At 70.2% G+C, this 21,627-nt stretch carries 22 protein-coding genes; 12 read left to right on the forward strand and 10 right to left on the reverse strand.

From position 1 onward, the window contains the following. Nucleotides 1-266: 266 nt before the first annotated feature. From ACIBSV_RS29950 to ACIBSV_RS29970, 5 genes are all read right to left on the reverse strand, one after another. A complete protein-coding gene (locus ACIBSV_RS29950) occupies nucleotides 267-425 on the reverse strand; it encodes a hypothetical protein (protein WP_395868455.1) in 159 nt (52 codons plus the stop codon). 58 nt (nucleotides 426-483) lie between these two features. Next, complete coding sequence (locus tag ACIBSV_RS29955) at nucleotides 484-1,653, reverse strand: methyltransferase domain-containing protein (RefSeq protein ID WP_395868457.1); 1,170 nt, start codon at nucleotides 1,651-1,653, stop codon at nucleotides 484-486. Further along, complete coding sequence (locus tag ACIBSV_RS29960) at nucleotides 1,650-1,811, reverse strand: hypothetical protein (protein ID WP_395868459.1); 162 nt, start codon at nucleotides 1,809-1,811, stop codon at nucleotides 1,650-1,652. Before ACIBSV_RS29960 ends, ACIBSV_RS29955 begins: the two co-directional genes overlap by 4 nt. Nucleotides 1,812-2,090: 279 nt before the next feature. Next, on the reverse strand, nucleotides 2,091-2,288 hold the full coding sequence (locus tag ACIBSV_RS29965) for a DUF397 domain-containing protein (protein ID WP_395868461.1): 198 nt from the start codon (nucleotides 2,286-2,288) through the stop codon (nucleotides 2,091-2,093). 14 nt (nucleotides 2,289-2,302) lie between these two features. Further along, nucleotides 2,303-3,160, reverse strand: coding sequence for a helix-turn-helix domain-containing protein (locus ACIBSV_RS29970; RefSeq protein ID WP_395868464.1), 858 nt, complete (start codon nucleotides 3,158-3,160; stop codon nucleotides 2,303-2,305). A gap of 268 nt (nucleotides 3,161-3,428) precedes the next feature. Between ACIBSV_RS29970 and ACIBSV_RS29975 the strand changes: the two genes are divergently transcribed. The 8 genes from ACIBSV_RS29975 (at nucleotide 3,429) to ACIBSV_RS30010 (ending at nucleotide 9,996) form a co-directional block, all read left to right on the forward strand. Continuing rightward, nucleotides 3,429-3,857, forward strand: coding sequence for an ATP-binding protein (locus ACIBSV_RS29975; RefSeq protein ID WP_395868466.1), 429 nt, complete (start codon nucleotides 3,429-3,431; stop codon nucleotides 3,855-3,857). A gap of 675 nt (nucleotides 3,858-4,532) precedes the next feature. Next, nucleotides 4,533-5,408 (forward strand): hypothetical protein, encoded by an 876-nt coding sequence (locus ACIBSV_RS29980; protein WP_395868468.1) that lies wholly within the window; start codon nucleotides 4,533-4,535, stop codon nucleotides 5,406-5,408. Then, the gene (locus ACIBSV_RS29985; RefSeq protein ID WP_395868470.1) at nucleotides 5,405-5,827 is read left to right on the forward strand and encodes a hypothetical protein; all 423 of its coding nucleotides are present in this window, start codon (nucleotides 5,405-5,407) and stop codon (nucleotides 5,825-5,827) included. Before ACIBSV_RS29980 ends, ACIBSV_RS29985 begins: the two co-directional genes overlap by 4 nt. Further along, nucleotides 5,824-6,120, forward strand: a complete 297-nt coding sequence (locus ACIBSV_RS29990) for a hypothetical protein (protein ID WP_395868472.1) — start codon at nucleotides 5,824-5,826, stop codon at nucleotides 6,118-6,120. The genes ACIBSV_RS29985 and ACIBSV_RS29990 overlap by 4 nt, the downstream gene beginning before the upstream one ends. Continuing rightward, a complete protein-coding gene (locus tag ACIBSV_RS29995; protein ID WP_395868474.1) occupies nucleotides 6,117-6,806 on the forward strand; it encodes a hypothetical protein in 690 nt (229 codons plus the stop codon). The genes ACIBSV_RS29990 and ACIBSV_RS29995 overlap by 4 nt, the downstream gene beginning before the upstream one ends. After that, entirely contained in the window at nucleotides 6,803-7,660 is an 858-nt protein-coding gene (locus ACIBSV_RS30000; protein WP_395868476.1) for an endonuclease/exonuclease/phosphatase family protein, read from the forward strand. The genes ACIBSV_RS29995 and ACIBSV_RS30000 overlap by 4 nt, the downstream gene beginning before the upstream one ends. A gap of 84 nt (nucleotides 7,661-7,744) precedes the next feature. Continuing rightward, nucleotides 7,745-8,848 carry a radical SAM/SPASM domain-containing protein gene (locus ACIBSV_RS30005; RefSeq protein ID WP_395868478.1) on the forward strand — a complete coding sequence of 368 codons (1,104 nt, stop codon included), beginning with the start codon at nucleotides 7,745-7,747 and terminating at the stop codon, nucleotides 8,846-8,848. Further along, nucleotides 8,845-9,996, forward strand: coding sequence for a protein-L-isoaspartate O-methyltransferase (locus tag ACIBSV_RS30010; RefSeq protein WP_395868480.1), 1,152 nt, complete (start codon nucleotides 8,845-8,847; stop codon nucleotides 9,994-9,996). Before ACIBSV_RS30005 ends, ACIBSV_RS30010 begins: the two co-directional genes overlap by 4 nt. A gap of 320 nt (nucleotides 9,997-10,316) precedes the next feature. Here ACIBSV_RS30010 and ACIBSV_RS30015 read toward each other — a convergent pair whose 3' ends face one another. The 3 genes from ACIBSV_RS30015 to ACIBSV_RS30025 form a co-directional block, all read right to left on the reverse strand. Further along, nucleotides 10,317-10,889, reverse strand: coding sequence for a GNAT family N-acetyltransferase (locus ACIBSV_RS30015; protein WP_395868873.1), 573 nt, complete (start codon nucleotides 10,887-10,889; stop codon nucleotides 10,317-10,319). Between the two features lie 438 nt (nucleotides 10,890-11,327). After that, the gene (locus ACIBSV_RS30020; protein ID WP_395868482.1) at nucleotides 11,328-11,915 is read right to left on the reverse strand and encodes a dihydrofolate reductase family protein; all 588 of its coding nucleotides are present in this window, start codon (nucleotides 11,913-11,915) and stop codon (nucleotides 11,328-11,330) included. A 456-nt stretch (nucleotides 11,916-12,371) separates the two neighbouring features. Then, a complete protein-coding gene (locus ACIBSV_RS30025; protein WP_395868484.1) occupies nucleotides 12,372-13,106 on the reverse strand; it encodes an SDR family oxidoreductase in 735 nt (244 codons plus the stop codon). A 71-nt stretch (nucleotides 13,107-13,177) separates the two neighbouring features. Here ACIBSV_RS30025 and ACIBSV_RS30030 point away from each other — a divergent pair, with 71 nt between their 5' ends. The 4 genes from ACIBSV_RS30030 to ACIBSV_RS30045 all read left to right on the forward strand — a co-directional run bounded on the left by ACIBSV_RS30030 (nucleotide 13,178) and on the right by ACIBSV_RS30045 (nucleotide 15,802). Then, a complete protein-coding gene (locus ACIBSV_RS30030) occupies nucleotides 13,178-14,125 on the forward strand; it encodes a LysR family transcriptional regulator (protein WP_395868486.1) in 948 nt (315 codons plus the stop codon). 185 nt (nucleotides 14,126-14,310) lie between these two features. Then, a complete protein-coding gene (locus tag ACIBSV_RS30035) occupies nucleotides 14,311-14,448 on the forward strand; it encodes a hypothetical protein (RefSeq protein WP_395868488.1) in 138 nt (45 codons plus the stop codon). Continuing rightward, a complete protein-coding gene (locus ACIBSV_RS30040) occupies nucleotides 14,445-14,627 on the forward strand; it encodes a hypothetical protein (RefSeq protein WP_395868490.1) in 183 nt (60 codons plus the stop codon). The genes ACIBSV_RS30035 and ACIBSV_RS30040 overlap by 4 nt, the downstream gene beginning before the upstream one ends. Nucleotides 14,628-15,364: 737 nt before the next feature. Beyond that, nucleotides 15,365-15,802: a hypothetical protein gene (locus ACIBSV_RS30045; RefSeq protein WP_395868492.1), complete on the forward strand. Its 438-nt coding sequence runs from the start codon at nucleotides 15,365-15,367 to the stop codon at nucleotides 15,800-15,802. A gap of 487 nt (nucleotides 15,803-16,289) precedes the next feature. Here ACIBSV_RS30045 and ACIBSV_RS30050 read toward each other — a convergent pair whose 3' ends face one another. Beyond that, nucleotides 16,290-17,225, reverse strand: a complete 936-nt coding sequence (locus ACIBSV_RS30050; protein ID WP_395868494.1) for a CAP domain-containing protein — start codon at nucleotides 17,223-17,225, stop codon at nucleotides 16,290-16,292. A 1,081-nt stretch (nucleotides 17,226-18,306) separates the two neighbouring features. Next, nucleotides 18,307-21,573 (reverse strand): BTAD domain-containing putative transcriptional regulator, encoded by a 3,267-nt coding sequence (locus ACIBSV_RS30055; protein WP_395868496.1) that lies wholly within the window; start codon nucleotides 21,571-21,573, stop codon nucleotides 18,307-18,309. Between the last annotated feature and the right edge of the window lie 54 nt (nucleotides 21,574-21,627).

Raw genomic sequence — 21,627 nt, forward strand, 5'->3', positions numbered from 1 at the left:
TCGAGTACGAGCAGGCGTACCGACAGTACCCGCAGCAACAACAAACGAAGACCGCCTGAACAACCGCAACACTCTACGAAACCCGGGTCAGCTCACTGCGCCGGAACCACCGTCATTTCGCACGAGAGGGACTGAAAGCAGGGCGAACCACTCATCCGGCCGACTCAAGCACAGGCACAATTCGTGTGGTCGGCGCTCAAGTCGGCGGATGAGCGCTTCGGTTGGCGAACGGCCCGGCACATCCGTCGGCCACGTCTTCCACTCTCTCAGCCATGCGCTACCTGGCAGAATCCTTCGCCTGCGGCGCTTTGCGCTGCGGGCGGCCCGTCGAGCAGTTCCTCGGTCCGGTTCGAGTCGCCGACCGCTTGGGCGTCCACTACGTCGAGGTCCGACCCGTCCGGCATCGATACGAGGTCATCCTTCACGCGTGTGAGGACGTCGACCACGAGAGCGGGGCGACCCGAGGCCACACCGCTCACCTGGTCAGTGGCGAAACGGTAGTTCGCGGTCGGGTGTCTCGTACCACGGTCGTTGCTCCACCCGAACATCTCCGCTCGCGGTGACGGTGAGCCCGAAGCGGTCGACGGCCGGCTTCCCCGCGTCGTTCCAGCGGTGGTAGGCCGACTGGACCTCGGTCCACAGGTCTCGGGGTCCGGCTTGGACCGCCTGGGGGGTGTAGCCGTCTCCGAATGCGGCCACCGCAATGGATTCGCCGTCCCCGGTGTCGGCACCGTAGAGCCACAGGTTCACGCCGTCGGGGTCGACCACGCGCGCAGGGATGCAGCCGGGGACGTGGAGTCCGATGACGAACTCGACGGGCTCGTACAGTGCGCCGGTGATGTCGGCGATCTCGATATCGGGCTTGGACTGGCGTGCGTTGTCCATCCAGTCGTCCGGGAAGGTTGTTCCCGACCAACGGCGGCGCTGGTCCCGGATCTTCATGAAGGCCACGGGGTCGGTGAAGGGGCCGCTCGCATGGCGGGAGTCGTGGACCGTGAGGACGGTGGTCCAGTCGGAGCCGGTGTAGTAGGTGCCCCAGGGCATGACAATGAGGCCGCCGGGGCGGGTCTGTTCGAGCCACGCGGGAGGTGTGGCGCGTACTGCGGCGGTGACGTGGACTCGGTCGTACGGTCCGCCGGCGGGGTGGCCTCGGGCACCGTCGCCGGCGATGACGACGACGTCGGGGTACCCGGCCCGGGCGAGGTTCTTGCGGGCTTGGTCGGCGAGTTCGGCGTCCACCTCGATCGTGGTGACGCGGCAGCCGCGCGCGGCCAGGAGCGCGGCGGTGTAACCGGTTCCCGTGCCGACCTCGAGGACGTTTTCGCCGCCGGTGATATCGAGGTCGTCGAGCATCCGGGCGACCGCGGCGGGGGCCGATGCGGACGAGGTGGGAGTGTCGCCTGGTTCGTCGCCGGTGTGGTGGCCGTCGTCCCACTGGGTGACAAGGACGTCCGCACCGTGGGCGGCTCGGTTCCAGGCATCGCGGCCGTGGTCTCCGGTCGCGTTGCGGTCGGCGAGGGTATAGCCGCTCGTGCCGTCCCAGACCCAGACGCGATCGGGGACGAAGACCGCACGATCGACGGTCTCGAATGCGGTTTCCCAGCCGGAGGGAAGGCCGCCCGCGTCCGCGAGGACGCGAGCGAGCGAGGTCACTTGTCGTCCTTGCGGCGCCTGCCGGGCCCGGGGGGCGAGCTGCCGTCGGGGTGCTTGTCGGGATCGCTCGGCACGGGCGGTGCTTGGCCCGGCTTCAGTGGCTTGAGAGGAGCGTTGCCGCCGTCGTGGTCGCCCATGTCGGTCCCTCCCTTGGTCACGGCGTTCCGAACTCCTCGGGCGCCGTACGGGTGTGGCTTATCGCAACGTACGGGCAACGCACACGGGCGTCAATCACGATCAGCTAGGAAGTGGCGACCCAAAGTCATCTGTTGCCACGGCTGCGACCTCTCGGATCCGTGCCTGTCGGGTCGGACGCGAGTACTACCGTGAAGCAAATGAGGCCGCCCCCACTCACCGGGGGCGGCCTCGCTGTCGCGTCCTGCACGGCCTTCGGGTCACCGTCAGACACACACGGGACTCCGGATGGCAACGGCGTGCTAGTTCGCCAGAGCCCTCACAGCTTGCTCGAACGCCTTGCTGGGGAACATGAGAACGGGACCGGTCCGCCGCTTGGTGTCGCGTACGGCGACGGCACTCGGCAGCGGTCCGACCTCCACACACTGCCCGGTGTTGCCAGTGTAGGTGCTCGTACGCCAGGTGGGTTCTACCGTGGTCGTCGCACGGATGGATTCCATTTGATCATCCTTCTCTAGAGGTATTTCCGGATCAAGTCAGCGCTTGGTCCGGGTTCCAGGGACACCCGCGTCAGCGTCTTGGACAATCGGTTCATTCGGCGTAGATCCAGCCCCGATTTGAACACGGAGCCGCCGGAAACTGATTCGCTGAACCCGACGTCAGGCTCTGGCGGGCAGCGGTAGATGTTGAAGGCACCTGTTTGAGTGCCATCTTCGCCGGCGTCGAACGGGATGATGCGGACGGTGATGTTCGGATACTTCTTCGGTGCCTCGATCAGGCGTACGAGTTGGGCCCGGTGCACCTTCGCGCCCCCAACGCGGAAGCACAGCGCCGCCTCGGTCAGGACAACGCTGAGTTCCAGCGGCCGCTCGTGGGTGAAGACTCGTTGTTGACGACGCATTCGGACCTCGACCAAGGCGTCAACCTGGCTGGGGCCCACCTCTCCGAAACCGACTGCCGTCACGGCCCTCGTGTAGCCCTCGGTCTGGAGCAACCCGGTGACGAGCACCGTTTGGTAATCGAAGCAACTCGTGGCTGTGGACTCCGCGTCGAGTAGGCGTGCGTATCGCGTGTTGATGGCATCGCCGTAGTCGGACCACCACGGTTTCTCTGCGTCCCGGGCCTGGTCTGCGAGCACTTCCAGTTCGTCGCGCTGGACGTCCGTAACGCGGTAGACCTCCATCAACTTTTCGAAGTGTGCCACGCCCACTACGCGGGTGGCGGTCTCGTAGCGGCTGATCTGCGAGGCGTGGCAACCCACTTCCGCGCCCGCCTGTGCGGCCGTCAAGCCTCGCTTCTTACGAAGAGTGCGCAGGAGTTGACCCAGCTTCTTGGCGTTGGCGAGTGCGCCGTCGGCTGCCAGTTCGTCCACGGAGTCCCCCATCACTCGAACACTCCTAGCGTGCCCATCAGAGGGCCGGCTTGAGCGTACTTGGATGGTCGCTTGTGCCGGCAAGTTTTGGCAATGCCCGGCAATGCCTGGCATGCGCTTGACTGGCACCTTTGGCTGGATCCAACCTGAATCGCGTGACGGAGTGCACATCTCCGCCTACGCAAGATCATCTCGATCGGCGCGGTAAGTCACCGTCTGCCGCTTTTCGACATGCCCTGAGCACCATTCAGCAAGGGGAGTTCCCGCCATGTCCACCCAGTTCGAACTGTCGGACCAACCTGCATCCTTGGTCAAACTGCCGATGTCGCGGCAAGCGCCGGGGCTGGCCCGCGTACACATTCGCGGCGTATGCCACGCGGCCCGCATGGACGACGAGCAGACCAATGCCGCAGTGCTGGTGATTTCCGAGTTGGTGACCAACGCGGTCAGCCACGTAGGTTCGGGCATGGTGACGGTGGAGTGGATACGGCGTGACGATCTTCTGCTCATCGAGGTCGGGGACGAAGCACCGCACAAACCCCCGCGCCTTCACCTGATGACCGGCGATGATGACGAGCACGGCCGTGGACTGCCGCTGGTCATGATGCTGACTCGGCAGTTCGTCGTGCTCCGTCGTGACCGAGAGCCGGGCGTCGCCTCGCAAAAGATCATTCGCGTCGCCTTCGATTGCCCGTAAACGGGGAACGATTGCTGCCTCGCGCAGCCGGCCTGGGTCGGCGAGTCGTGAGCCGGCGACCGAAGCGCCCGACAGTCTCAACATCCCCCCGACTACGAGCCGGTCATCGCCGGTACCGCTCACCCCGGGCGGTACCTGCCCGTTCCTGTGTCGCGCGTTTCCGAGGGGCGCGCGACACGACCCGGCCTCCGGGGATGGGCCAAAGCATTCCCGGCGGCCAACCACCGGCCTTCCCGGCCGGGATGTGCGGCAGCACCGCGAAATCCGCGTGTGGCCACCGCAACGACTTCCGCACCCGACGCCCTCCGACGATGCAGGGCGCACGGGTCGCGGGCTCCTCACACACCCCGGGTGAGGATGCGCCAAGTCCCCGGCCGGGAAGGGCCTTTGGGGCACGGCGCGGCCGGGTGATGCGGTCTTGAGGATCGCCCGCATCGCCCGCCTCGCCCGCATCGCCCGCACCACACGCGAGCCGCGCGTCCGGTTCCGACGCGCGTCCGTTTCCCCGGCCACCCCCGCTGCCGGTGCCCGTCCGTCCCATCCGTGGATGCCGCCGGCGCAGGCCGGGCCGTTGTCCGCCTTGGCCGAGGTGGGCAACCGGCGAACGTCACCGCCACCGGCCCGGCCGTGGTGTTCGCCGTCCCAACCATCAGTCCGTGATTCGTCTGGAGTGTCATGAACCAGCTCAACCCGCCGGAGAAGTCCGGCCGAAGGAATGTCCGAGCGGCGAGGAGGTCTCCCCTGGCCACCACCCTCGCCCTGCTCCCCCGCCTGCGTGCATGGGCCGACGGCGGCGCCTTGTCCGACGCGCGTGTGGCGCGGGTGTCGTCCGTGTTCGGTGAGGACTGGCTGGGCAACCTCGCGCCCTTCGAGTGGACCACCGCGGCGCCCACCGTGATGGTGGGCGCGACCACCCTGAACCTGGGCGCCGAGGGGATCGGCCGCCTCGACGGGGCGTTTCGCCTCGCGCTCACCGTCGAAGCGATCAACGACAGCACGGCAGTGCTCGCCCGTTCGCGCGAACTCGCGCTGGAGTTGCCGGTGTTCGCCGATCAGCGCCGCGCCGGCCTCACGTGTGCCGCCCATCTGCCCGCCGACCACCCCGACCGGTCGTTGATCCCCCCGGGCAGCGTCGAAGCCGCCTTGGCCCTGCCCGCCGAAACGGTGGTGTGGTCGATGGGGCCCATGGACATGCGTGTCGAAGAGTCGGGGATCCCGTGGCTGCTGGGATGCGGAATGGTGCCGGCCTACGGGCCGTTCGGGGCGAACCTGGCCGATGTCGTCACCCTGCTCGGACGCCACGAACTCACCTGCGACGCGCTGCGCGAGGCCGTGCGGCACTACAACAAGGGCCTGACCGCCGTTCTCGGTGACGGCGCCCCGTACCTGACCGAGGGCAGGTTCGCGGTCCTGCTGGAGATGGCCGCGACCGGCCCGGTCGCCTCCGACGCCTGCGCGTCGGAGAGGTGGACCGCCCTGCGACCGGACGGATTCAACGTGCTCGTCCTTCTCGGTCTGACGAACCTGCCGACGCCCGGGGGCCCGTCATGAGCCACCCGAACGCCGTCGAACCCGACGTGCGGATCTCCAAGTATCCCAAGCACGGCAGGCGTCACGCCGGCGACGCCAAGCAGTACCACGTGTCGGTCCCCACCGGCCGCGGAACCATCCACGGCCTCACCGAGGTGCTGAGCCTGAACCCGGCGGAAGCCGAGGCGGCCGTTCTCGGGCTGCTGTGCGAGTTTCCGGTCGCCGCCGCGGGCCGGGTCACCGCCGAATACCTGGCCCGACTCCCCGACATGCTGGAGACGACGCCTCTCGACGGCGACGAACTGATCCAAGCCGCCATCCACGCGGTGAACGTCGCGGCCAGGCTCGTGCCGCCCGGGAGCAGTCGCCGCTTACGGGAGGCCGTGGCCTCCACGCTCGGCATGCCCCCGCTCCCGGCACCGAGCGGGAGAACACGATGAGCGCCCCCGGGGCCCGGCCGTACCTCGCGGAGCACCCGGAGTTCGTCCCTCGGGAGACGTTCCGTCCGTTCCTTCCACTCGCCCACTCGGTCAACGCCGTGTACGTCCCGCACCCCGCCAGGCCCATCGTGGTGGCGTGGCGGCACAACATGTTCGACGCCTCGGGCCAACACATGATCCTGTCCGAGCCCCGTCACCTGACGAAGCCGGAAGCCCTGCACTTCTTCCGGGAGTTGCGGGACTCACTGGCGGCCGCGGGCTTCACCCCCGAAGAACTCGGACTCTCGGCATGATCGTGACCAGCGGGAAACCCGCGAGCACCACCGCCTCGGCAGCCTCCTGGCCCCACCACGGATTCAATCGGCGCCGCCGACGGCTGATCGCCATCGAGGGCGGCCCCGCCTCCGGCGTGACCTCGGTCGCCACCCGCGTCGGGAGGGCTCTGGGCATCACGACCATGGCGTGCCCCGACCCCCGGTTCACGGAACTGGCCTGGGATCACAGCCTGCTCAGCCCCACCGCCCGCACCCGGATCTGGCAGGCGGCCCTGACCTGCGCGGCGGAAGACCAGGAACTGCTCACGTACGACACCGTGGTGATGGCCGGCTACACCGCAACCGCGATGGCGGCCCTGTGCACCGATCTCGCCTGGGACACCGACGACCCCAGCAACCGGGTCGCCCACATCCGTGACCACCTTCCACCCGCGCACCTGACGATCCACCTGCGCGTGAGCCCGAACGTGGCACGCCGCCGTATGCGCACCGCCGCCGACCCGTCCGCGCGCTACCTGCACCTCGTGGCCTCCACCCCGGCCCTGACCGAACGCCTACAGGCCCAGGCCCGGATCGCCGAACTCTTCCCCGGCCCGGTCGTCGACACCGACGAACTCACCGCCGAGGAGGCCGCCGCAGCCGTGGCGTCCCTCATCCGCGAATGGCCCGGCCACACCCCACCGGCCCCAGTGGAGGCACAGTGAACGCGCAACCACGTGCACCGGAGCCGATTCGCTGCGTCTCGTACAACATCCGCGACGGCGGCGGCGACCGACTCGCGGCCCAGATCGAGCTGCTCCGGGTCATGTCCCCCACGCTCCTGTGCATACAGGAGGCCAAGGAGTGGGACGCCGGCATGGGCAGGACGATGTACGCGTTCGCGAACGCCTTGGGCCTGGTCGCGGCCCCGCTCGCGTTGTCCGACAGCCACCGCTGCCACCTGGCGATGTTCTACGACCCCACCCGGCTGCGGCCAACGGCGTACGACCCCCGTGCCGACCAGGGGACCGCCCATCACCGCTTGGTGAAGGCCGAGTTCGAGACCACGGGCGGGATCGCGTTCACCGTGCTCCACACCCACCTGGGCCCGTTCAGCCCGGCCAAACGACTCGAAGAGGTCGGCTGGTTCACCGAGGCCGGCGGCACTGGCCACCGCACCGTCCTCCTGGGGGACCTCAACACCCGCCCCCTGCACCGGGGCCGCCTCGACTGGAGCCTGATGCCGCGCCACCTGTGGTCACGACATCGCTCCGCCCGAGGCAACCGCTTCGCGGATCGGCTGGTGCGCCGGTGGTCCGGAGACGACCATCGCGCCATCGCCGAGCTGACATCGGCGGGATTCCGCGACCCCTACGACATTCTCGGCATCCCCCACCCCGTGACCGTCGGCCATTGGTCCCCGGACGAGCCCCAACGCAGACCGGTGGTCTACGGCCTCGTGGCCCAGGACATTGCCGACTGGGTCGAAAACGCCTGGACCGACGACTCCCCGGCCGCGCAAGAAGCCTCCGATCACCTGCCCTTCGTCCTCGACCTGCTGATGCGAGCCCACACGTGACGCCCACCCGCCGACCGCGCATCGGCCCTCTCGCCGTAACCGGCGCCGTCGCCCTGACACCGCGGGGTCGAAGGGGCACGACAAGTGCACTCCGGCCCGGCCGCCGCCCCGCTTGCCGAAACCACCACGAACCGGTCCCCGAAGCGAGAGTCTGAACCCGGGGCATGGGTCATCGAACCCATCACCCCCGAAAGGCAGGAGCGCACCATGGCAACCGTTGTGGAATGCCCGACCCACACCGCCGAACACGGACTCCGCTTTCTCTGGCTCGACATCACCCGCCGATGTCAGGCCGGCTGCGGCCACTGCTACAACTCGTCCGGACCGAGCGGAACCTCGGGCGACATGACCCGCGAGGACTGGCTGAACGTCTTGGACCAGGCCGCCGAGATGGGCGTGCAACAGATCCAACTCATCGGCGGCGAACCCCTGCTCCACTCCGACCTGCCCGAACTGGTGGACCACGCTCTCGACCTGGGTCTGACGACCGAAATCTTCAGCAACCTCATCCACGTCCGCAAGCGAATGTGGCCGGTGCTCCGCAGGCGCGGCGTAACCCTGGCGACGAGTTTCCACAGCGACGACCCCGCCGAACACCGGGCGATCACCCACCACGGATCCCACGGGAAGATCGTCGACAACATCGCGAAGGCCCTCCGCCTCGCCATCCCCCTGCGCGTGGGCATCATCAGGACCCGCGACGACCAACGGATCGCCCAGGCCGAGGCGATGCTGCGCGCCATGGGCTTGCAAAGCATCGGCATCGACCATCAACGTGCCATCGGCCGCGCCGCCGAAGGCGACACCGACGTCGCGTCCCAACTGTGCGGACCCTGCACCCGGCGACAAGCCGCGGCCCTGCCCGACGGAACCGTCGCAGGCTGCACCATGTCCGCCGGGCTCGGCAACGGCGGCAACGTGCACACCTCACCCCTTACCACGATCCTCCACAGCCGGCCTTGGCAGGCCATCGCCGAACGCGCTCCGCCGCCGCGCGCGAATGCCTGCGCGCCCGAGACCTGCACGCCCAAGGAAGACTCCTGCCAACCCTCGCCCGGCATCGACCCGTTCGACGCCCCGGGCGGCGAAGCGTGCGTGCCCCAGACGTGCACATCCAACGAAGACTCCTGCCAACCGTCGCCCGGCATCGACCCGTTCGGGCCGTCGCATGGAAAGAGGACCACATGAACTGGCGACCCCACGCCGCGACACTGGCCGAACGGGTGACGCGCCCCTCCTCGCGCTGGCACCAGCCGATCGCCTGCACACCCCGCCACGTATTCGCGCCTCGCTGGTGGCAGCACATCCCCGACCGGGGATGGACCCTGCGCGACGGTGCCGCACACCCCGACCTGTGGCCGCGCCTGTACCAGGACCGCACGTTCGTCACACGCATCGGCCCCCTGCACGCCGACCACGCCGCCGAAGACGACCACCCCACGGGTCTTCCCACCTCGTCTTCCACACTGCCGACCCTGGTCGTGGCGATGTACCGCCACGCCCTGATCGACGACGGGAACGACGTCCTGTGCGTGACCGGCACCGGCTACGGCACGGCCCTGCTCACTCGGCGCCTGGGCGAGGGTCACGTCACGAGCGTCGACGTGGATCCGCACCTGGTCGACGCGGCCCGGGGCCGGCTCGCCTTGGTGGGAGCCGCCCCCACGATGCTCGTGTGCGACATCACCGGGCCCCTGCCCGGCCGCCACGACCGCATCGTGTCCACGGTCGGCCTGCCCGGCATCCCCTCGAGTTGGCTCGCCAACCTCAAGGAGGGCGGCCGACTGGTCACCAACCTGGCCGGAACCGGTCTGATCGTCGCCGCCGACAAAACCCCCGACGGAGGGGCCAAAGGCCAAGTCCTCCCCGACCGCGCGGGCTTCATGGCGACACGCACCGGCCACGACTACCCGCCCCTACCCGACACCGGCCCCGCCTGGACCGCCGACGCCGACGACGTCACCACCGGCCGATACCCCGTCGTCCGCGTCGACGAGTCCTGGGAACTGAGATCCGCTCTCGCACTCGCGGCCCCCGGCATCGAACACGGCTACGACGAGGACACCGACGGCGTACGCACCGCGGTCATGGTCCACGAGGACGGCTCGTGGGCACGAGCCACCGGCCGACGCGGCGAAGCCCCCACTGTCCACCAAGCCGGCCCACGACGCCTGTGGGACGCCCTGGACGACATCCGCCACCGCTGGCTCTCCGACGGAGGGCTCCCGGAGTACGGGGCCGGTGTGACCATCGCCCCCGACGGCACCATGAACATCTCCCGCGGTCGGTGGAGCACGACGATTCCACCGGCCCCGCAGAGCACAACGGCCGTGTAGCCGCGCCCTGTTCGGGAAAGGAGAGGCGACCTGGAAATATCCCCGAACGACCACCTCGATCGTCCCGACAACCACGTCGGAGACCGAAGAACCCGTCGCCTCTCCTATCCCCACCCACAGTCGGCGGACACTCCCGCGCCACGCCCGCTCGTCATCGACGTCACGCTCATCCTCGACCGCGAGGACGACGCGATCCTGCTGGGCGAACGCCACGGTGAACATCACCCGCTCCCGCCTCGGCCGCTTCGGCCGCTTCGCCCGCCAAGGCGTCCTCACTCAGCCCGGACGCGGCCTGTACCAGAGACGGATGTAACGGCCTCTCAGCGGGCTGGGATCGGCACGGTCGGCGGCCGCCACTCTCGCCTGATCAACCCGAACACCCACGTGTCGGATACCTCGCCGTTCACGATGCATTCTTCCCGCAGCGTCCCTTCACGCACGAATCCGATCTTCTCCAGGACCCGGGCAGATGCCACGTTGCGCGTATCGGTCTCGGCCTGAACTCTATTCAGGTCCAGTGTGTCGAATGCCCACTGCAGCAAGGCGTGCGCGGCTTCCGTCGCGTAGCCGTGGCCCCACACAGCATCGTCGAGGCAGTACCCCAACGACGCGCTGCGGAAGTCCGGATTCCAGTTGGTCAGACCGCACCAGCCGACGAACGCCCCGTCAGAAGCACGGTCGATGGCCACCCGCGCCCCGGCGCCTTCGTCCGCTATCTTCCGGCACATAGCGATGAAGCGGTCAGCGCGGGCCCGTTCGATCCACGGTGCGGAATCCCAGAAGCGCATCACGAGGGTGCTGCTGTGCAGCGCGAAGAGGAGATCCGCATCGGCGTCGGTGAAGGGTCGCAGTCGCAGGCGAGCGGTGTGCAGCGAGGGAGTGGCCAAAGTCATGCGCACCATCGTGCGTCCTCACGGGCCGCGCAGAACACCGAATATCCGACCCCGCTCCGGTCCTCACGACCAAGGCACCACCCACAGGAAGCGGACTCAACGCCCTCGCAGGGGCGAACCGTTTGCGGTCCACGGCTGGTAGGACGGCTTCGACGGCGGGTCGTGGTTCTCACCGACCATCCGACTTCGCGTCGCAAGGACGCCGGATGTCGAAGTCATCGGAACCGCCCGCGCCGCCCCGGCTGCGTGGATTTCACGCTGAGCGCCGATCTGCTGGAGCCCGGCTGCTGGAGCCGGGCTGCTGGAGCCGGGCTGCTGGAGCCCTGCTGCTGGAGCCGGGCCGGATCAACGTCCATGAACGCCGGGAATCGGACGCTGCGCCGGAGCGGTTCCGCGCGTCGGGCCCCAGTAGGGAGCAGTCGGCCGCGGATGTTGGTGTCAACTCCCGGAATCGGTTGTCTCCTTGCGGACGCGGAAGCGGAGCATCGTCACGGCGCCCGACCTGATGGTGCTGAAAGGTTCCAGGTCGATCCTGCCGAGGCCCGGGGGTGAGAAGCGGACACCGTCGCCGAGCAGGACCGGCAGGACGTACACCAGGACCTCGTCGACGAGTCCGCGCTGCAGGCACTGGGCGGCGACGTCGGCACCGAGGATCTCCAGGTTCCCGCCGCCCGCGGCACTGCGGGCCGTGGCGACGGCCTCCTCGATGTCACAGGTGAGGAACGTGACGGTGGGGTCCGGCTCGGTGGGAGGTTTGTGCGTCAGGACGAACTGTGGTCCGCCGTCGTAGGCGGTGTCCTCGTCGGACATGCCCTTGGCGACGTCGTACGTGCCCCGCCCGACAAGCATGGCTCCCGTGGCCGCCATGACCTCCGGGAACATGTCGTCGGACAGGTGCTCGAAGATCCAGTCCATCGCGTGGCCGGGACCGGCGATGAAGCCGTCCAACGACATCGCCCTGTTCACGACCACTTTGTTGGCGCTGGTGCTGGTGTCGGTCTCAGCGCCGGTGCTCACATCACCCATGCGTCTTCTCCAAGGATTCAGCAGGCTTGAATCTGGATCGTAGTCCGGCCGACGACTGTTGGGGGGCCGGTCCGGACCGCAGGCGGCGAGATCGGCGCCGGCAGTTCGTACCCCGACCGACACTGCGTGTGGGCCGAGCGAGCGGGACCGCCGGCGTCTCGAACAGCGCCTTCAACGGGGCGATGCCGATCCGCCGACGCAGGTCACGCAGCGCCTTCTCCGATGGGAAAACACCGCCGACCCTCCGGACCGCGAGTCGACTTCCGCCGGACCAAGCCCGCGCCGACATGCCCGAACGGTCCCAGCACGGGGACGAAGTACACCCTCGCTCGCGACGGCAGTATCCGCAGCCGGTCAGGCCTGTGGGAGTGGGCGCCGCGCAAGAGGTCAGTGATCGTCACGGCGGGGGTTGAAAAACACCCCGGCAGGCTTCGGGCGGAGACGGCGCGGCTCTTCTCACCAGGGAATCGGCCCGTCCTCGGCCAGAAGGGCGCCCGTCGGGCCATCCTCGCCCGCCGTCGCCAGGTCAACCGCGACGGCCGCGCCCTCCTCCGCCGTGCGTATCCCGGTGTGGCGGTTGAGGTCGGTCGCGCAGTAGCCGGGACTCACCGCGTTGACCAGGATTCCTTCGGCGCGCAGTTCATCGGCGTAGAGCACGGTGATCGCGTTCAGCGCGCTCTTCGAGGTGCAGTAAGGGAGGAGGATCGAGGAGTAGGCGGACCACGGGCTGCCCGGGTCGGCCAGGTGGGTGAGGGAGCCGAGTTCGCTGGACATGTTGACGATGCGTGCGGCCGCGGAGCGACGCAGCAGGGGGAGCATGGCGTGGGTCACCGCGATGACGCCGAATACGTTGGTTTCGTAGACCTGCCGGACGGTGGCGGCCGGGGTTTCACTCGGTTTTTGCGGTCCGGCGGCGATCGCGGCGTTGTTGACGAGGATGTCGAGGCGGCCGAACGTGGCGTCGATGTGCTTGGCGGCGGCCTGGATTGAGGTCTCGTCGGTGACGTCCAGCGGAACGAACCGTACGTCGGCGCCGCCCGCGCGAAGCTCCTCGGTCGCCGCCTCGCCACGCTCGGCGTTGCGGGCGCCGATCAGCACGGTGATGCCCAGGGCCGCGAGCCTGCGCGCCGTTTCCTTGCCGATGCCCTTGTTCGCGCCGGTGATCAGAGCAGTCTTCTGCGAAGTCGTCATGGCACCCAGCCTCCCCTCATCCACGAGCGGCAGGGAAAGACCGGAAGACTCTGGATCTATAGTCCACAGATATGAGTGAGCTGGAGGTGCGGGAGCTGAGGTACTTCATCGCGGTCGCCGAGGAACTGAACTTCAGCCGGGCCGCGCAACGCCTGGGGATGGCGCAGCCCCCGCTGTCGAAGGCGATCGCTCGGATGGAATCCCGGCTCGGTGTACGCCTGCTGGAGCGCACGACCCGGCAGGTGAGGCTGACCACCGCCGGTCAGGTGCTGCTCGACCAGGCTCGGATCGCGGTCGACGCGGTGCAGGCGGCGGCCCGGCGTGCACGCCGGGCCGGTCAGCCGACACCCCAGCTCGTCGTGGCGGTCAAGCCGGGAGGCGATGCCGGGCTGTTGCGGGAGATTCTCGCCGCCTATCGGGGAACGGGTTCGCATCTGCCGCCGCCTGAAGTCGTCGTCGGCGGCAGCGGAGAGCCGATCGCCATGCTGCGGGACGGCCGTGCCGATGTAGCGCTGCTGCGCAGCCCGTTCGACGATCGAGGGCTGGATACCCAGACGCTCGTGGTCGAGCCGCGACTGGCCGTTCTCCCCGCCGCGCACCGCCTGACCGGACGCCGGCGACTGCGGCTGACCGACCTCAGGGGCGAACCGATCCCACGCTGGAAAGGGGCCGCCCCCTCCACCACCGCCTACTACACAGGATGCGACGGAGCGGAAGCAGGCGATGGCCACACAGGCCTGGCGCCGGCCGACACTCCTGAGGGGCCGCTCGTGGCGAGCGTCGAGCAACTCCTGGAGGTGGTCGCGCTGGGCCAGGCGGTGGCGTTCCTGTCACTCTCCACCACCAAGCGGCACCAGCGCCCGGACATCGCATACCGGCCTGTCACCGGCCTCAGCCCCAGCGCGGTCATGGTCGCCTGGCCGGAGACCTCGCGATCCGCAGCCGTCGCCGCCTTCGTCCAAGCCGCCCACGACGTCGCCACCCACCACCTCGACCACATGACCGCAGTGGCCCACTGACCGGGGCACTCACCTACGTGTGTGGACGCGGTTCGGCAACGGGTGACCGCGCCGGATCCTCGGGCCCCGACATCCTTGTGGGCCCGGGTGTCGCGGGTGTGTACCGGTGCGGGTCTTCGCCGGACACGCCACGCGGCCCGGTTCCACCGTTGTGCCTTCCTGGCAGTGTCACGAGGGGGATCGTCGTGGAGATCGAACTGGCGGACGCCGTGGCCGCGTTGCAGGACGAGTTGCCGGCAGCCGCGGCGCAGGCGACCGGGGCGGGGGCACGGGCGGTGGAGTTCGCGGTGGGCCGATCGAGTTGGAGTTCGCGGTCGAGTTGAGGCGTGACACCATCGTGAAGGCGGGCTTCAAGGCATGGGTCGTCTCCGCCGACCGCGTAGGCCGGGCCGCCGCGTTGCCTCGGGTTTCCTTTCAACTCCGGCTCCGCTGCGCCCGCCGAGCCACATCGCCTTCCGCACATGCTGTTTCGTGCCGACGCGCCCGACACGCAGGCGGGTAAAGCGTGTTACCCCGGGTAACGCTTCTCGTTACCCTCGCAGGTCACCGCCGCCCCGGGGCGCCGAGGGAGGGCCGTTGAGCGGGGCGCGGAGGTACACCGTGCCCGCGCGGACGCAGGGAGCCGCGCACGTCACGGCGGAGGTGCACCGCCCCCGCGCCGTCGCACGGTGCCGCGCACGTCACCCGCTACTTCGCCCCACGCGTCCTCCGGGCAGCACAGCGACACGATCCGAACTCCCGCCCGCCACGGAAGTGTCGCCGTCTGGGACGGCCGACGTGGCGTGATGGCGGATCCGCAGCCGGCGCAGCGGATTCCACGACGTGACGGGTTCACCCGACACGACACGACACGGGCATCGGCCCGCCGCGGACGCCCCGCCACCCCACGGCGGCGTCAGCCGACCCGACACGATCCGCCATGGGGCCGCCATGCCACGGCCGTTCCACCCCGACACGACACGCGTCGGTCGGCAATGCGTCGACCGGACACGCGGCGACACACCGCGAGGTGTGCGTCACCCGCACGGCGTGCGGTCGCTTCGTGTGACCCGGGTTGGATAGGACGAGGGAACCTCGGCCTTGCGTCCGGGACTTCCCGCGTGGGCGGCTCCGGCTCGCCTTCCACTTACGTCCGGACGTCGCCGACGGCCGTCTCGCGTCCGCACCGTACGACTCTCCGATGTCCCTGCGGGTCCTGCGAGTTACAGTGGCGAACCTGGTCGGGGGAAGGGAACGCCGGTGGAAGAACTGGTCGGGTGGCTACTCGCCGCGACGCTCGGAAGGTTTCTCGAGATCGACGAGGACAAACACTGGGCCAAACAGCTGACCGCCTTCGACCAGGGACACGAGGTGCAGGCCCGCGGCTACGCCATCGGGGATCCGGGCTCCGGACCCTCCTTTCCCAAGCCGCCCGAAGGCCACCTCGGACTGTCCAAGAGACAACTGGCCGTGTACCCCTTCGCGGCGTCACCGCTGCTGCTGCGCCGGACGCTGCCCCTCGAGGGATTCTGCGTCGACGTGCTGCGCGACCGGACCGACGCGGACCCCGCCACCTGGACGCGCGAGTGGCAGGCCGCCGAGTGCACCACACAGGGACGACCACTGCTGCTCCTCACCGACGCGAGGTTCCTGCGGCTCCTTCGGCAAACGGTCACCGCGCCGCCCGGTCAGGACTGACCGCTGTCGAGCGTGTCGGGGCGGGTGCTCGCATGGCGGCCCGCCAGGGCCCGCATGAACTCGCCGACCGCCCACCGTCGTTCGGGTTGGCGCCTGGCGTATCGCGCCGCCCCGCACTCCCGCATCGACCATCGACCATCGACCATCACGCTCCACCACCCGCCACGGACGTGCCGCCGTCCGAAGACGGCCGACGTCTGGATCGTCATCGCCGTCCCCACGGGGCTCTTCATCGCGCGCCCGCCCGCCGACGTCCTGTGGCGGCCCTCGGAGGACCTGCCGCGCCGAATCGGCTCATCCCGACCAAGCCGTGGCAGACATGGGACTTCCGTGGTTCCCGGCCCGAGGTCCGGGAGCGGCGTGCCGGGCGGGGGTGGGGCGCCGGGGAGGCGCGGCGCGCCGCGGTGCGTGCCGTGGGCGATCCGCGTCCGCCGGCCGGCGCTGTGGGAGTTGGGAACCGGCCGGCGGTGTTGGCGGACCGGCGGTGTCAGCGGGCCGTGCCGAAGTTCTGCGTCCAGTAGGAGTTCGGGCCCGCGAGGCCGACGCCGATCTCCTTGAAGGCGCAGTTGAGGATGTTCTGCCTGTGCCCGGGGCTGTTCATCCAGCCGGTCATGACCTGCTGGGGCGTGCTGTAGCCGTGGGCGATGTTTTCGCCGTAGGTCGTCCAGCTGTAGCCGGCGCGGGTGATGCGCTCGCCCGGGTCGGAGCCGTCGGAGCCGGTGTGCGACATGTTGGCGTGGGCGGCCATGTCCTGGCTGTGTTGCAGGGCGGTGGCCGTCAGTTTCGTGTTGACGGTGAGTGCCGAGCATCCTGCCTTGGCGCGCTCCTGATTGACGAGACTCACCACCTCGGCGGCGGGACCCGAGGGCGGAACGGCCGGGGTGGTCGGCTTCTGCGTGTCAGTCGGGGTAGTCGGCTTCTGCGTCTCAGCCGGCGTGGTCGGCTTCTGCGTGTCGGCCGGGGTGGTCGGCCTCTGCGTGTCGGCCGGCGCGGTCGGCCTCTGCGTATCGGCCGGCGCGGTCGGCCTTTGCGTATCGGCCGGCGCGGTCGGCTTCGTCGGGGTGGGGGGCTTGCTTGCCTCGGTGGTCGGCTTGCCGACCGGGTTCGTCGGCCGGGTCGGGGCAGGCTGTGTCGGTGTCGTCGCGGTGTGGGGCTTGGTCGTCCAGGTGGGCTTGCGCCAGTGCGGAGTGTGAGTGGTCTTCGCGGTCGGCTGGGTTCCCCCGGCCGGATCGGCCGCACTGTCCGTCCAACTGGGGACCGGTGTGCCGGGGAGGGACCGGCTGGAGGAGGGGTGCGTGCTCTGGTTGCCGACGTTCCTCGTCGCGCCCGCGACGTTCTTCGACGCGCCCGGGCCTTGGGCTATGCAGGCCATGGCGGCGGTGGGTACGCCGATGATGCCCAGGGTGGCGGCGGCTATGGCCATCTTCTTTTTGTATCGCGTTCTACGGTGCTTCCGCATGCGTGACCTCACTTGGTTTCGGCGTAGCGTCCTGTTTCCGGGGCTGTCGGACGCCGGCGGGCCGCCATTGTTGGAAGTCCGGGAACGGGCTCGCAAGTGTCGGCGCCCGCGTGCGAGGCGGAGCCGGACGGCAGACTTGACTCGAGGCGGACAGTCATGCCTGTGGAGTGGTCACCGGGTGGTGCGAAATTGGTAATCGGCAATCGGAAACGCCTATGGCCATCGAAAATGACGCATGGGATCCCGTTCGCCGGGATGCTCAATTCGACCGAGAAGTGGACTGGTCACCTTCAGTCGGACAAAGCACGATAAGTAGGCGAGGCTCAGAGGGCGCAATGCTTCCGCGACCACTCGCGCGCTCGTGACGCATGTCACTGTTTCAGCAGCGGTCGGAATGTTTCGTGGGCATCGTGCGCCGTATTCCGTGGGACGGCGGCACTCCGTGGCGGCCGGACATGGCCGCCGCCGTCGACGACGACCTGATCGCCGACCCCGAACGCGGCCTGCTTCTTTCCCCGCTGTCCGGCGGAACACCACGTCCTGGCCCTCCCCGACGCCGAGGCCACACTCGACGAGGACCCCGACCCGGTCGCCAACGAAGCCGCCGGCCTCCCCGCCGATCCCACCGCCCCCACCGCCCCCACCGCCCCCACCGCCCCCACCGCTTACCAGCGGAACGCCTGCCGGCGACACCTGCTCATCACCCGCCGAACCCCCGACGAGGACCCACAGCGTTGGTTCGCCCCGTTCCCGGGACGTCGACCCACGCCACCCCCGGCCACCCCCGGCCACCCGGACGCCGCAAGCATCCGCACCCGACCGGGCAGGCCGCGCCTTCAGGTGGTGGTGCGCTCCGTAAAGGACTCCGCGTTCAGGATCGCGAGCGTGGCGGCGTTGCCTCAGCCGGCAGCCGGTCCACGGGGTACAGGTTTCCGGCGTCGTCGGTGAAGTACAGGCCACGAGGGCACAACGGGTGGTCGATCCGACCGTTGTCGGGCTCGCTGGGGTCGTTGCCATAGGGCACACCGGCGGCGGAGCCGAATCCTCATCCCGGCCCCGCGCCGGCTTCGTCGGTGACGGCGGCCTCGGCGGTGAGGCCGCGGCCGCGCGCGAAGGTCGCGGCGAAGCTCGCGTCGTCCAGGACCGTCCGCACGGCGGCGCTGGTCCGGTCGACGTCGCCGCGTTCGGCCGGCGGCAGCGGTGCGCCGACCGACTCCCTGGCCGCCTCGGCCGCGCCGAGCAGCAGGGCCGCGGCCCGGGGGCGGCCCGCGATCGCGTGGGCGCCGGCGAGACCCTCCAGGGCGAGGGCGACGGCGCGGGGGTCGGCGAGGCCGCGCGCGGCGAGATAGCCCTCGTGGTGGAGGTCCCACGCGGCCCGCGCATCACCGCGTTGTTCGGCGAGGAATCCGAGTTCGGCCAGGATGAGCGCAGTCCCGGGGTCGCCGTCTCGCCGGCGGTTCCAGTCGAGCCAGACGCGCAGGTGCCGCTCGGCGGTGGCATGGTCGCCACGCCGCCGGGCGGCGAGCGCGAGGCCGACCTGGGCGAACTGCTCCGCGCGTTGGTCGAATTGCTCGGCGGCGAGCCGCAGCGCCCGTTCGTGGAATTCGTCGGCCGCTTCCAAGTCGCCGGTGAGCAGGGCGATCCGGCCGAGTTGGGCCAGCTTGTGGGATACCTGCGGCCATAGGCGCAGATCCTCGGCCATGCGCAGTCCCTCGCGGTGCAGGCGGGCGGCCTGGGCGTAGTCGCCGACGACCTCGACGGCCATGCCGAGGCTGTCGGTGGCGCGTAGTTCGCCCCATCGGTCGCCCAGTTTGTGGAATCGCGCGACGTTCTCGCGACAACTGCGGCGGAAGACCGCGACGTCGCCGCGGATGAGCTCCTCCTCGTCGAGGGCGGCCTGCGCCGAGGCGATGCCCCAGGGGTCGTCGAGTTCGCGGAAGGCGGTGCCGGCTTCGCGCAGATGGTCGAGGACGACGCTTCGGTCGCCGAGTCCGCTGGTGGCGAAGGCGAGGAAGTACTGAGCCCTGGCTCGCCCGTGCGGGTCGTGCCCACCGTCGAAGGCGCGCAGGGCCGTGTCGATGTGCCCGGTCGGATCGGCGGCGGCGCCGGCCTGGAGTTCGAGCCCGGCCAACCAGGCCCCGGCTCGGGCTCGGGCGCGAGCCGTGGCGTCGGTGGCGGGCAGCGCGAGGGCGGCGCTCAGGGCCCGGCGGGCTTCGGTGGTTCGCCCGCGCAGGAACCAGTACCAGGCCAGCGCGTTGGTCAGGCGCAGGGCGATCTCGCCGGCCCGGTGGCACAGGGCGCTGTCGAGCGCGTTGCGCAGGTTGGCGGTCTCGGTGTCGAGGCGTTCGAGCCAGGCGCGCTGACCGTGTCCGTACAAGTGGGGTGCGGCGCGTTCGGCCAGGTCCGTGTAGTACCGGTCGTGGCGGCGGCGGAGATCCTTCGACTCGCCGGCTTCGCGGGCACGTTCGACGCAATAGGCGGCGACCGATTCGAGGAGGCGGTAGCGCGGACCGGTGGGACCTTCGGCCACGACCACGAGCGATCGGTCGACCAGGCGGGCGAGAGCCTGCACGACGGTGGGGCCGGGGACCGCGTCCGTGGCGCAGACGGCTTCGGCTGCCTCGAGGGTGCATCCGTCGGCGTGTACGGCCAGTCGGCGCAGGACCGCGCGCTCGGTGGCGGTGAGCAGTTCCCAGCTCCAGTCGATCATCGCCCGCAGGGTTTGTTGACGGGCCGGCCCGACGCGGCGACCTGCGGCGAGGACGGTGAAGCGGTCGTCGAGGCGGTCGGCGAGGTCGTGCACGCCCAGGGCACGGACCCGGGTGGCGGCGAGTTCCAGCGCGAGCGGGATCCCGTCGAGGCGGCGGCAGACGGCGGCGACGGCGTGGGCGTTGCCGGCGTCGAGCCGGAATCCGGGCGCGGCGGCCGCGGCACGGGCGACGAACAGCCGTACCGAGCCGGCGCGTTCGAGGGTCTCGGGGCGAGGGTCGGCGGTGGGGTCGGGCAGGGTCAGCGGCGGCACGGGCCACAGGTGTTCTCCGGCCAGGCCCAGGGCCTCCCGGCTGGTCGTGAGGATGCGCAGCTCGGGGGCGGCGCGCAGGAGGCGGTCGACCAGGGCGGCGGCGGCGTCGACGACGTGTTCGCAGTTGTCCAGCACCAGCAGCAGCCGGCGTGGGCGCAGCGCGGCGGTGAGGCGGGCGGTGATGTCCGAGGGGCCGGCGTGGGGTCGGGCCTCGGCGGTGTCGTCGCGGATGTCGAGGGCCGCGGTGACGGCGTGGGCGATGTCGTCGGGCGCAGCGGGCGGGTCTGCGTCGGGGCGGCCGTGTCCGGCGAGTTCGACGAGCCAGGCGCCGTCGGGGTAGGTGTCCGCGACGCGGGTGGCGGCGGCCACGGCGAGGCGGGTCTTGCCGACGCCGCCGGGTCCGGTGAGGGTGACCAGACGGCCGGCGCCGAGGAGTGTGCGCACGTCGTCGATGGCCTGTTCCCGGCCGACCAGGTCGGTGAGCGCTGCGGGCAGGTTGTCGCGGGGGCGGGCGACGGAGGTGACGGGGGTGGAGGCCGGCCGCAGTTCGGCGTCGTGGGTGAGGATCGCCTGGCGCAGGGCGGCGAGTTCGGGTCCGGGGGCCAGGCCGAGTTCGTCGGCGAGGCGGGCGCGGAGTTCGTCGTGGACCGCGAGGGCTTCGCTGGTTCGGCCCGCGCGGTACAGGGCGCGCATGTACGTGCCGCGCAGACCTTCGCGGAGTGGGTGGGCAGCGCTGAGTTCGGCGAGTTCGGCGATGAGGAGGCTGTGTTCGCCCAGTTCGAGTCGGGCTTCGGCTTGCGCCTCGAGGGCGGCCACGCGTTGTTCGTCGAGGCCGGCCGCGGCGGAGCGGGTGAACTCGGCGTCGGCGAAGTCGGCGAACGCGGGGCCGCGCCACATGGCCAGCGCGTCGGCGAGCAGTCCCGCACGCGTCCGGGGGTCGCCCGCGGTGCGCGCGGCGGCGGCCAGGGCCGCGAAGCGGTCCGCGTCGACCGTGTCGGCCGCGGGGTGCAGAGCGTAGCCGGGGGCGCGGGTGACGACGAGATCGCGGCCTCCCGGTTCGGCCCGTTCCAGGGCACGGCGCAGTTGGGAGACCCGGGTCTGGAGCGCCGCGGTGGGGTTGGCGGGCGGGTTCTCGCGCCACAGATCCTCGACGAGACGGTCCACCGACCGGGTTCGGCCGCGATGTGCGAGGAGGTCGGCGAGCAGAGCCCGGACCTTCAGGTCGGGGACCTTGACCGGCGTTCCGTCCGCCGTTCGGACGTCCAGTGGCCCGAGTACCCCGAAGTGCATGGCGCCACCGTAGCAAGGGGCGGGCGGGCGCCCGATGCACGCGATCGGCGAGCG

Origin of the sequence: Embleya sp. NPDC050154 (genome assembly GCF_044460165.1) — a bacterium.
Classification (GTDB): domain Bacteria; phylum Actinomycetota; class Actinomycetes; order Streptomycetales; family Streptomycetaceae; genus Embleya.